The organism is Dactylosporangium siamense, assembly GCF_016862795.1.
GTDB classification, from domain to species: Bacteria; Actinomycetota; Actinomycetes; order Mycobacteriales; family Micromonosporaceae; genus Dactylosporangium; species Dactylosporangium siamense.
On sequence record NZ_BONQ01000132.1, the window covers coordinates 53,020 to 65,514 of the forward strand.

A 12,495-nucleotide genomic window follows, 5' to 3' on the forward strand; every position below is an offset into this window, starting at 1 on the left:
GGCCCGGGTCACCGAGCCGCCGCGCACCACCCGATCGCGAGGTCAGAAGATGTCCCAGACCTTGCCGGCGGCCCAGCTCACGCCGCGCCAGGCGGAGGTGGCCATCCCGCCCACGGTCCGGCCGGTCGACTCGGTCACCGCCCAGCCCGCCGCGGCGACCCCGCCGATCGGCGAGTGTCCGCCGGTGATCCAGTGGACCGGGTCGAGGAACTCGCCGACCGCCGCCGCGTGATCGTTGATCTCGTCGCGGTTGGCGTGGTACGTCCGCGCCACCGTGTACGCCGCGGTGGGGGCGAAGGTGACCGGGTTGCTGAAGCCGGCCGAGACCCCGGCGGTCTCGGCGACCTTCTTCGCCGCCGAGCCGTACTGGTGGGCCGACAGGTCGTCGAGGACCGAGTGGGCCACGTCGAGCAGGCCCAGCGCGCCGAGGACGCCCACGACGGTGCCTCCGGTGCGCAGGAGCCCGGGCGCCTTCGCGCGGACGCCGGCCGGATCCACCGCCTTCGGACCGCCGCCCGACCTCGCCGGCTCAGGGGCGCTCGGCGCGGGCTCGGCGGCGGGCGCCGCCTTCTGGGCGCCGCCGCCACCCCCGCCGCCTTTCGGGCCACCACCGCCACCACGGCGACCGCCACCACCACCACCGATGCGGGGTCCCCACAGCGCGTTTCGGCCGGCCAGGAGCCTGGACAGCAGTACCTCCCGCCAGGGCGTCTGCCGGAAGTTTCCCTTCGAACCGTCCTGGAACGACCGTCGCACCCGTTCCTCGAGCATGCCCCGTTCCTGGTTCAGGTCGGCGGCGCGGCGCAACTTCTCCTGGATGACCTCGAACCGCTCCTGGGCGGCGCCGCCGGGACGCCCGTGCAGGAGCCGGTCGGCCACCTCGCTGTTCGCGTCGATCAGGTCGTGCCGGAGCTGCCGCACGCCGCCCGGATTTTCCCGGGCGAACTGCTCGGACGCGTCGGCGTTGGCGTTGGCGTTGTCGATGAGGGTGCGCTGCGCGTTGGTCAGGCCGTCCGGGCTCAGGCCCGTCGGATCGACCAGGGCGAGCGGGTTCGACGCCGCGTACTCGTACGGGCTCTGCTCCGGTGTCCGGGCCGCCAGGGGATCCACGCTCGCCCACCGGGCCAGCCACGGCATCAGGTAGCGGGCCTGGTGATATGCCAGACCGCTCTCCTCGTCGCGTTCCTTGCCGGTGTACCGGTACCGCTTGCGCGCGTAGCTGCCGAAGCTGGTCTCCCCATAGGGCGTGAACTCCTCCCGGTTGGTGAGGTCCCCGGCCGCGTCGACGACCGCGGTCGAGCTGCCCAGGTGGTCGCCGAGCTGGAACGCCGTGGCCGGGCCCCGGTCATCGGGGTGGGCCGCGCCGATCCGGACGATCGCGATGCGTTTCTGGTCGTCGGACACGTGGACGTGGTTGTTCGCGCCGCCGGCCCAGCGGTGCTCCTCGAACATGGCGTCGACGTAGTGCGTCACCTCCACCGCGCCGCCCTGCCGCCGGACCAGCTTCTTCACCCGGGCACCGGTGGCGTCGTAGAGGTACTGGGCATGCACCGACGGCTCGGCGCCCGGGGTGGCGGTGCCGAAGGCGGCCAGCCGGCCCGCGTGGTCCCAGTCGAAGCGCCGCGAGCCGGTCTCGGCGACCAGGTTGCCACCGGCGTCGAAGGCGTAGTCGTAGCCGGTGGCGCCGATCGTCATGCGGGCGAGCGCGTTGCCGCCGGGTGCGGTCGTGAAGGTCCGGGTGAAGCCGCCGGCCGCGGCGTGCGCCAGGCTCAGCAGGTTGCCGAGCTCGTCGTAGCCGTACGTCTCCGTGTAGGCCTGCGCTCTGGTGGCGTCGGTGCCGCGCGGCAGTCCGAGCCACGGGTCACCGGTCGGCGGCGCCTGCTGCTCCCGCCCGGTCGCGGTCAGCAGCCGGTAGAGCGGGTCGTAGGAGAACCGCCGGCGCAGCGCCTGACCGGTGCCGATCAGGTTGCGCAGGATCGGGTCCGCGACCGTGAGCGCGTCCGGGTTGCCCGGGATCCCGCTGCCGGGCGTCAGGTCGTCGATACCGAGCAGGTTGCCGGCCAGGTCGTAGGCGTAGGTCTGGTCCTGGAGCACCTCGCCGCCGGGGCGGTAGCCGTCGCCGTCGGGGGTGAAGTGCTCGGTGCGCAGCCGGGCCAGCCGGGTGGTCAGCGGCTCGTACGCGTATCGGGTCAGCACCCCGTTGCCGTAGGCGAGCAGCGTCCGGTTGCCCTTCGCGTCGTAGCTGATCCGCTGGACGAAGACCGTGTCGTCGAGGCGCACCTGGTCCAGCGCGCCGGACCGGTTGTACACCGGGGTCAGCACCCGCCGCCGGCCCTCCACATCGGTCGGCAGGATGTGCCGGACGAGCCGGTTCACCGCGTCGTGCCGGTTGCTGGTCGCGTAGTCGCGCGGCTCCAGCAGCTCGGCGTCCCGGTCCGGCTGCGACTGCCCGGCCCGTGGCGCCCAGTCCGGCGCGAACGGGCGCACCTTCCAGCCGTCCCGGGCGGCGGCCTCGTAGGTGGCGAGGATCGGCGCGTCGGCGATGACCCGGCGGACCGATTCGGTCACGTTGCCCTTGAAGTCGGCCGCGCCGACCGTCACCAGGCCCGCCTCGTCGTGGTGCCGCACCGCCCGGCCGAGCAGGTTGTGCGCGCGGGCGGCGGCGCGTTCGGCCGGCGGCTGGCTCGGCGTGCCGGCGTCGCCGTACTCGAAGCGCTGCCGCAGCGTGACGGGGCCGTCGCCGTCGTCGCGGGCCCACATCCGCACCGGCCGGCGCAGGGGATCGTAGGAGGTCAGCCGGATCGCGTCGCGGCCGTCCCGGCCCTCGATCGGCGCTCCGTCCGCGTCCGGCACGGTGACGTGCCGCCCGGCGTCGAGGCTGTCGGCCCGCCACCGCCGGCCCAGCAGGTCGACGGTGAACCGGAACGCCTCGCGGCCGAGTGGGTCCACGGTGGCCAGCAGCCTGCCCCTGATGTCGTAGCTGCTGCGGGTGACCAGCGCGGCGCCGCCCGGCCCGGCGCCGAGGCGGGACACCGCGCGCACGGCCCGGCCCAGCGCGTCGACCTCGACGCCGGCCGGCGTGTTCCAGTGCGCCCGGTAGCCCTCGGCCGCCTCGGGGTGGGTGCGGCCGGCGTTGTCGTTCGCGTCGTAGGTGTAGGCCTCCCAGGGGCTGCCGACGAACGTGTCCGGGTCGGCGAGGTCCGCCGGGACGCCGATCACCACGCGGCGCTCGCTGCCGTCCGGGTTGACCGTGCGGACCTGCCGCCCGCAGGGGTCGTAGAAGAGCCGCACGAGGTTGCCCAGCTGCCCCTCCACCGGCTCGGTGTAGTCGAAACCGTTCGCGAAGAACGGCTCGTACCGGCGGATCACCCGGCCCTTGTGGTCGTAGACCTGCCAGCCGCTGACCACCACGGCGTCGCCGGCGGACCTGACCGGCAGCACCGGGGCGGCCGGGTCGTCGGGCAGGACCCCGCCGCCGGACGTCGGGTCGCCGAACAGTGTGTCCTCGGTCTGCGTCCGGGTCTGCACGGTGCGGCCGAAGCCGTCGGAGTACTGCACGGAGACGAGCACGTCGTCGCGGTGCGCGGGATCGACCTCGGTGTCGGTGTCGTGGTGCAGGCGCTGGACGGTGCGGACCGACACCGGCGTGCCGCGCTCGGCGAACGCGGCCAGGTCGTACACCGTGCGCAGACCCGGTTCGGTGCCGTCGCCCTCGCCGTCCTTGCCCCGGTGGAACTGGGCGGTGACCAGGCCGGCGGGTGAGAACGTCACCGAGCCGGTCGCGCCGTTGGGGTCGGTGACCGCCCGCGGGCGCAGCAGCCGCAGGTCGTGCCCGGCCGTCGTCACCAGCCCGGCGGGGTCGGTGGACGCCACCACCAGCAGGTCGTGCTCGTCGTGCTCGACGCCGCTGCGGTTGCCGAGCGGATCGAGGGAGTCGAGCTTGAGCCCGCGCGGCACGCGGCCCGGGTCGTGCACGTCGTAGCGGTGCCGGCCGACGATCACGTAGTAGCCGTCCGGGTCGGTGCGGTGCACGTATCCGGCCAGCGGTGGCAGGTCGTCGCGGAACTGCCGCGGGTATTGCGGGGTCCAGGCCGGCGCGCCGGTGGGGTCCAGGTAGGGCGGCCGGAGGTCCGGGCCGAACACGGTGTCGAGGAACGTGTCCGGGAAGGCCAGCGACTCGACCCGGGTCGGCGCGCCGTGGTCGCCGAGCGTGCCGAGCGGGAGACCGGTGTAGGCGTCGCCGTCGTAGAACGTCCGGACGTCGGCGACGACCCGGGTGGCCACCGGCCCGGCCGAATCCAGCCCTGAGTCCAGCCCCGGGTCGAGCACCGAGTCCCGCAGCTGGGGCAGCGACAGGCCGCCCGGGGCGACCTCGACGGTCGTGGTCCGGGCCACCCGGTCCACCAGGTAGACCTCGTCGTCGTCGCGGGTGGCGTACCCGATGGTGGTCGCGGTGGCGAGGAAGGGCTCGGCGCCGGTCGCCATCGGGTCGCGGCCGCGCGGCACGGCCACGTCGAGCCGCGCGGTCGGCAGCCCGTGGGCGTTGGGCGCGGCGTGCAGCACGAAGCGGGTCAGCGGCTCGTCGCCGCGCTCCCACGCGGTGTTGCGGGAGGCGATCGGAAACGGGAAGAAGATCCTCGGGTGCTCCTGGCGCAGCCCGGCCACCGACTCGGTGACCACGTACGGCCGGTCCGCCCGGTCGGCGCCGTCCAGGGCGTAGAGCTCGGTGCGCAGCACCTGGCCGCTGAGCGCGCGCAGCGCCGTCCGGCGGGCCGCGCGGGGCAGCCCGGCGATGAGCTCCACCTGTGCCGCCGGGCGGCTCAGCAGCGGCGGGTCGACCGCGGTGTACTCGTGGCGCAGGTCCAGCTCGGTCCAGTCGCCGGCCTCGGCCCCCGCCACCGGACCGGGATGGAACCAGGTCTTCGTCACGGTCGGCGCCCCCGATGCCTCGGCGTCGCGGCGCTCGACCCGGGCGAAGCCGCGAAACTCGCGTTCCTCGCCGTCCCAGTAGCCGTGGTGGTACTCGTACTCGGTGGTGAGCCGGTTGCCGGAGATCTGGTCGGTGACCACGACCGTCGCGACGACCTGCACCGGGAAGGGCAGGGTGGTGCGCCACCGGGTGACCGGGTCGGCCGCGTCGCGCAGGTGGTCCACGGTGGACGACCGGTAGCGCACCGTGGTCCGCGCGCCGAGGTGGTTGTCCAGGCCGGTGAGCAGATACGGCTTGACCCCGCCGGTGAGGTCCAGGAAGCGCGGGCGCTCTGCTGTACCGCCGCGCCCGTGGCTGTACAGCAGGCCGCTGACGCCGGTGCCGTGCACGTCGGCGAGCTGGAGGCCGTCGCCGTCGGCCACGTGCGGGGTGCCGGCGACGGTCACCGGCTGCTCGGTCCAGCCGTTGCCGGACATGTTGCCCCACACCATGACCCGGCCGTCGGCGACGTAGACGAGGTCCGCGGCGCCGTCGCCGTCGACGTCGCCGAGGAGCAGCCGGCGGGGGTCGAAGCCGTCCGGCAGCCGCGGCGACCGGCGCATGGTGACCTTCGCGCCCCAGCGGCCGTGGCCGAGGTTCGGCCAGTAGGCGATGCTGCCGCTGCGCAGCAGGACCAGGTCGGACAGGCCGTCGCCGGTCATGTCGGCGAGGCGCACCCGCGGGTCGGCCAGGTCGAGCTCGGCCGCCGGGCCGGCGCTGGACGTGGTGCGTTGCCAGGCGAGCGCCGGATCGCGGTCGTTGAACCAGGCCTCGAGCCGGGTGCCGGACCGCAGCACGTCGGTCAGGCCGTCGCCGTCGAGGTCGACCAGCCGGACGTTCGGGTCGGACAGGCGGACGGCGGGGGCCACCCGGTACCGCTGGAACGACCGCCGCGACCAGCCGCCGCCGAACGTCATCGGGTGATACCCGGACAGGCCCGCCGCCACGAGATCGGCGCGGCCGTCGCCGTCGGCGTCCATCAGCATGACCCCGTCGCTGCCCAGCTCCGCCGGCGGCGATTCGGCCAGCAGCCGCGGGAGCTCGAACCGGCCGCCGCCGGCGTTGCGCCAGTAGCGGCGGACCGCGCCCAGCTCCACGACGTCGGGCAGGCCCGCGCCGCGCAGGTCCACCAGCGCGAACGTCCGGTCGCTCAGGTTCGCGGCGGGCAGGCCGGGGCCGGTCAGCGGCTGGAACCGCCGACCGGCCGGCTCGAACGCCGAGTAGTCGAACGTCAGCGGCGGCATCGCCTCGACCGCGTCGCCGTCGATGCCGACCGAGGTCACGCCGGCAAGCAGCGACACCCCGTTGAACGGGGCCTGCCGGTAGGACAGCCGGTATTCGTGGGCGACCCGGGTGACACCGTCGGCGGCGTGGGTGCTGATCCGGACGGTGTCGCAGCGCAGCGCCGTGCGCAGGGCGAAGCCCGCCCGGTGCGCCGAGAACGGGTCGGGCCGGGCCGAGTGCTCGAAGTCGACGGTGACCAGGAACGCGGGCGCGGACCGGTCGCCGTAGTCGGCGTAGGAGATGCGCGACAGCAGCGGCTGGCCCTCGTCGAGGAGGTAGGCGTATCGGACGAGATTGCCGAACGGGTCGGCCGTCTCGGTGATCCGCCAGCCGAACACGTGGCCCGGTGCCTGCGGGTCGGCGAACACGGCCGGGTCCCGCCAGTCCGCCGGCGCGCCGTCCGGCCGCGCGGTGCCGTACCGGGTGCGGCCGCCGTCGGCGCCGCGGACCTCCCAGTAGTCGCCGGTGCCGTCCTTGACGTGCTCGATGCGGGCGAACAGGCCCTCGGTCCGGGGCCGGTACCGCACCCGGCCCGGGTAGCTGCCCGCCACCGGCACCAGGTCCTCGGCGCCGGACAGGACGAACACGTCGCGGTCGTCGTCGTAGCGTGGCACGCCCCTGGTGGTCTTGCGGCTCACCCCGGGCAGGCTGAGCTGCCAGCCCAGCCCGAACGGGCCGTTGCCGGTCCCGGAGCCGTACGCCAGCGCGAGGTGCGGCTGCACCCCGTGCCGCCCGGCCGGGATCGCGATCGGGACCGAGAACTGCCCGGTGCCGGTGAACTGGTCGGACGAGAACGACTCGCCCAGGCCGCCGATCGCGCCGCCGCCCTTCGGGAGGCTGATCACATCTGCGCTCATGGTCGCGTCCCTACGCCGTCCACGCGGGGCCTTGACCGGCCCAGCTGATCATCAACAGGATGTCGTCGAGGGCGCCGGCCGCGAACAGGTTCGCGGCGTCGGCGCCGAAGGCGAGCTGCCATTCGCCGGCCGGGGAGCCGCCGGTCAGCGGCAACCAGGCCGGCGCGTTGCCCCGCCGGGTGCCGGCCAGCCCGTTGGTCACCGTCGCCGCACCGCCCGCGGTGCCCTTGGTCAGGGTCAGCGTGACGTCCGGGAGCTGGGCGCCGCCGACGAGCCGGACCGCGACGGCGGCCGTGGACAGCGCCTCGACACCGAACGGGAAGTCCACGTCCCGCAGCGGCACGGTGATCCGCCGATCGGCGCCGGCCGGGATGGTGTTGTTGAGGTCGTACCACTGGTCCGGGAAGTCCTGGGCCAGGCTGAAGACCCGGTCGGCGCCCCGCTCGCGGTTCGTGTTGAGCTTCGCGGTGACCTGGCTGCGGTAGTTCTCGTCGTGCAGCGCGGTGTATTCGACGGTGACGAGGACGTCGGCGATGCTGTCGAAGTCGAACGGGTTCGCCGCCGGCGGCAGCTGGAGCTCCCAGGTGGTGTCGACCCCGGAGGACTCGAACGGCAGCAGCACCTCGGTCTGCGTGTCCAGCTCGAACACCCCGCTGGCGTTGATCGGCGAGGTCAGCGCCACGATCGTCGGGTCGTGCCGCAGCACGATGTCGCCGAAGGTGCCGTCCTGGCCGGTGATGACCCGCGAGATGCCGTTGGAGTACAGCGTGGCGCGGATCCCCCGGTCCGGCGGCACCAGTGCGACGACGCTGGTCCGCACCTGCCGGATCATGCGCAGGTAGTGGCCCGGGAAGTCGTTGTCGAACAACGCCATCGGCGTGGCGAAGCTCAGCGTGCCGGTGCGCCGGAACTCCAGGAACTCCACCGGCATCAGCCGGGCCAGGGAGAACGTCTGCGACAGGTTGAGCCGGCGGCGTTCGGAGTGCAGCGCGTAGTCCTCCAGCCGCGACACGTCGGCGGTGAGCTGCTCGGCGCCGGTCAGCCCGCGCCGGTCGATCTGCACCGTGCTCGCGCCCGCCTTCTGCGGCGGCTGCCAGTAGTCGTTGCGGATGAGCGCCTGCTCGGCCTCGGCCCGCTCGAAGGCCAGCTGCGCCTGGGCCAGCCGGGCGGTCGCGGTGGCCTGCTGGAGGAAGTAGCGGTAGACGCCGCCGAGGGTGTTGCTCATCCACTGGTACAGGTCGGCGTTGGTGAACTGGGCGTTGAGGAACCGCACCAGCGCCACCGACTGGTCGTGCTGGAGGTTCGCGATGACCTGCTCCTGGTCGGCGATCGCGACCTGGTCGTTGGCGATGACCACCTGCGCGGCGGCGACCAGCGCCTCCTGCTCGGCGGCCGTCTGCTGGACCCGCCAGTCCTGGCGGCGTTGCTCGATGCCGGCCTGGAGCTGGTTGGCCTGGATCTGGGCGTCGAGGTTGTTCAGCGAGTTCTCCAGGAAGCCCTTGGCCACCGACGCCGTCCCCAGCCCGACCCCGAGGGCGACGCTGGCGCCGAGGCTCTGGACCGCCTTGAAGAAGCCCGCGGCGTTCGACGCGGCCTGCATGACCCCGATCGCCGCGTCCGTGTCGGCGATGTGGTTGCGGATGTCCCGCATGCGCGGGAACTGGTCGAGCAGGTCCTGCTCGTAGCGGTTCGGCGGCGCGTCGATCAGCTGGGTGTAGGTGCCGGCCATGACGTCGGCCTTGTCGCGCTGCGCGACGGCGGCGGCGACCCCGTCGGTGGCCTCCTTGACCCGGGTGACCGCCAGCGTCACCTGGGCCGCGCTGAGGTCGACGCCCTTGAGCGCGTCGAACAGGCGCAGGCCGCGCTCGTCGTACTTCTCCAGCGCGGCCAGGTAGCCCGCCTCGATCTGGCTGGCCTGGGCGGTGAGCTGGCGGGCCCGCTCCAGCAGCGTCTTGAACCGCAGCGGGGTGGGTTGGCGCACCGTCGTCTGCGCGGTGATGCCCTGCGTCCTGGGCATGCCGGCGATGTTGCGGCCCTGGCGCAGCTTGGCCAGCTGGACCCTGGCCCGGGCGCGCAGGGCGTCGAGCTCGGGGATCGGCAGCGCCGGCTCGCCGTGGTTGACCGGCAGCTGCGGCACGAAGACCGGTGCGTCCAGCAGCCGCCGGGCGGTCACGTAGAGCGTGCGCGCGTTGGCGATCGACTCGTCGGTCTCCCGGGTGAACTCGGCGTCGGCGAAGTCGAGGTGGCACCGGATGACGGCGAGCAGCGTGTACCGGTTGTACGGGGCGGGACGGTTCGCGATGAGCGCGAACGGGTCCAGCATCGTGGTCCACCCCGGCGGGAACGTGAGGTCCGGGCGGAACAGCTGCTCGGTGTTCATCTTGTGGAAGGAGCGGACCGGGTCGGCGACGTCGTAGGGGTAGACGATCCAGTACCAGTCCAGGGCGGCCCGGAAGTCGCCGGCCGACTGCAGGCGCTGCGCCAGCAGCAGCGGGACCACCCAGAAGGCCGCCCGCGCGGCCGGCTCCGGCAGCTGCGCGGACCGGTCGCGGAGCCGCCGCTGGTGCTCGAGCGAGCGTTGCGGGTTGAGGTAGGCCAGGTCGTGGACGCCGATCCCGTCCAGGTAGTGCCGGCCCGCCACCACCGCCCCCTCCGCGCTGAACGGGCCCGAGCCGCGGATGGTCGTGAACAGGGTGTCCAGCGGCGACGGCGGGTCGTTGCCGGGCACCAGCAGGGTCGGGTCCAGGTGCCGCTCCGGGAACAGGAACGCCATGGTGGCGGCCTGCCAGCTGCCCAGTTCGCCCATCCAGACCCAGGCGGCGGTGAAGACGTCCACCTCGATCTGCCAGCCGAACGCCGGGTGGGCGGGGACCAGCTCGCCCGAACGCTTCGCCGACAGCAGCGACTGGACGCTCTCGACGGCCTGGCGGATCCTGGTGGTCCGCAGCGCGCCGGCCGCGAGGACGTCGACCAGGAACAGGCCCGAGAGGGCCTCGCCGATCTCCGTGATGTCGTCGCTGCCGGCCGGCAGCAGGTGCGCCAGCAGCGCGTCCCGCAGGATCGGCAGCGTCGCCTGCTCGGTCGCCGACACCGCCTGCGCGCTGGCGTCGATGAGGTCCTGGCGCTGCGCGACGCGCCCGCGCAGCACCGACCGCCAGCCGGCCCGGGCACGGGGGTCCACCCGCAGCGGGTTCACCACCGGGCCGGTGTCGGTGGCGCTCAGTGTGAAGAAGTCCGGCGACAGGACGAACCCGGTCTCCTGCGCCAGCCAGGCGGCGACCAGCGTCGACTTGTGCGCGCCGACCAGCACGGCGATGGCGTCGGCCCACTCGGCCGGGGTCAGCGGCCCGGTCGCGGCGAGCCGGGTGGCCCGGCGCAGGTTCAGGAAGCCGGTCCGGGTCAGCCCCAGCCCGCGCAGGTCGGCCGCGATGTCGCCGCCCTGCCGGTCGCGGGTCTCCAGCGCGGCCAGATCGGCGCCGGGCAGCGCGGTGCCCAGGATCGCCGCCATGCCCTTGGCGGCGTCGGGCGCGCCGGTGCGCTGCTGGTCCAGCTGGTTCGCGTATGCGCTCAGCACGCCGGCCCGCTGGGTGAGCAGCGCCCGGATCGGGTCGCCCTTCGGGTCGGCGACGACGTCGGCGGCGCCGACGACGTCCGGGTCGGCGAGCACCGCGAACGGCGGCGGGGTCGTCGGGTGCTGGTCCTGCTCGGCCCAGGACAGCGCGAGTGCCTTCAGCCGCCAGGTGAGCAGCAACGGCATGGCCGGCTCCCGCAGCGGGTCGGTCACGATCGTGGTGGGCAGGCCGAAGAGCGACTCGAGGGCCGCCTCGGTGCGCGCCGGGCCGTCCAGCAGCAGCAGGCCGAGCTCGTCCGGGGTCGTCGTGCTGAGCCGGATGCCGAGCCGGGCGGCGAGCGCCTGCCGCTCGGCCGGGTCCGCGCCGCGGGCCAGGCGCAGCTCCGCCGTCGAGGTTCCGGCGGTGGCCAGCAGCGTGGCGTACGCCGCGTCCCGGTACTCCGCCTCGCCGAGCGTGCCGCGCGGGGTGCTGCCGTGCGTGGCCGCGATCCGGGCCCGCAGCAGCTCCAGCGGGACCCGCAGCTGGTTGACCGGGCGGCCGCCGAGGTCCGCCGCGGCCGACAGCGGCTGGCTCAGCCGGTCGACCGGCTGGCCCAGCACGCCGACCAGGGTGGCGGTGTCCAGCGGGGCCGGCGGCGGGCCCGGCACGGTGACCTGTTCCTGCGCGAAGGACAGCAGCGCGGCGAGGTACTCCCGCTCGCTGAGCCGCTCGTCGAGGTCGGCCGGCACGAACGAGCTGATCACCGTCACCGGGACGGTGACCGGCAGCGCGGTGTTGCCCGCGTTGTCGGTGGCCCAGACGCTGATCGAGTGCGCCCCGAACCCGGTCACCGGCACGTTCGCGGTCCAGCTGCTGAAGTCGTTGCCGGGTCCGGGGGTCGCGGGCGTCCGCGAGCCGCCGAGGGACAGCGCCCACTCCACCTTCGCCTGACCGCCGACCATGCCGCTCTGCGGGTCGGGCGCGGTGCCCGTCATGGGCACCACCGCGGTCCCGTCGGGGTTGCCGATGATGTTGGCGTGCGGCACCGGCGTGACGACCTCGAGGTCCGGCACCCCGACGTCCCGGCCGGTCACCGTCCGGGTCTGCGCGGCCGAGGTCCGGTCGCGGTTCGCCGCGGTGACCGCGACGGGCCGCGCGCCGAGCGGCATCGGCGCCAGGTCGATCGTCCGGCGGAACTGCGTCCCGCCGGTGATCTGCTGGCTGACGACCTTGCCGTCGGCGGAGATGTTGATCGTGACCGGGTAGAACTGCTCACCCTGCAACGTGAGGGCGACGTCGACCTGGCCGCCGCCCGCGCCGAGGTTCACCACCTGCCCGTTCGCGGGCTCGGTCAGCGCGAAGCCGGGCGCGGGCGACACGGCGACCTGCACGTCGACGAACAGGCTCGTCTCGAACGGGATCTCCGGGCCGGGCTCGGCGGGCTCGCCCGGGATGCCGACGTCGAACTGGTTGGTGCCGCGCAGCGTCGCGGTCAGCCGCAACGACGTCCCGCCCGGGATCGTCGAGGGCAGCAGGGTGCTGGCCGACCAGGTGTTGCCGGTCTGTCCCGCGGTCACCACCGGACCGCCGGCGCCGAACTCGACCCTGATGTCGTCGATGCTGATGACGAGGAGTTTGCCGCTGTTCGCCGCCACCACCCGGGCGAGGCCCGACATCGTGACGGTGCGGCCGACGGCAGCCCCCGCGGGCGGGCTGCTCACCGAGTATTCGAGCCGTGGCATCGGGCAACCTTTCTTCAACGAAACCGGATCGGTGGTCGTTGAAGCAGGCGTTCCACGATGTTCCGTGCTGTGCCGTGCCCGCGCTCGCGGGC

The 12,495-nt window shown here is 74.1% G+C and carries 2 protein-coding genes; both read right to left on the reverse strand.

Annotated features, from left to right (window positions below):
- Positions 1-42: 42 nt before the first annotated feature.
- Positions 43-7,110 carry a SpvB/TcaC N-terminal domain-containing protein gene (locus Dsi01nite_RS42970; protein ID WP_203852194.1) on the reverse strand — a complete coding sequence of 2,356 codons (7,068 nt, stop codon included), beginning with the start codon at positions 7,108-7,110 and terminating at the stop codon, positions 43-45.
- Between the two features lie 10 nt (positions 7,111-7,120).
- Positions 7,121-12,403 (reverse strand): Tc toxin subunit A-related protein, encoded by a 5,283-nt coding sequence (locus tag Dsi01nite_RS42975; RefSeq protein ID WP_203852195.1) that lies wholly within the window; start codon positions 12,401-12,403, stop codon positions 7,121-7,123.
- Between the last annotated feature and the right edge of the window lie 92 nt (positions 12,404-12,495).

Excerpts from the sequence above, each read along its gene's own strand:
- Dsi01nite_RS42975 (WP_203852195.1), bottom strand. The coding sequence starts at position 12,403 with ATGCCACGGCTCGAATACTCGGTGAGCAGCCCGCCCGCGGGGGCTGCC.
- Dsi01nite_RS42970 (WP_203852194.1), bottom strand. The coding sequence starts at position 7,110 with ATGAGCGCAGATGTGATCAGCCTCCCGAAGGGCGGCGGCGCGATCGGC.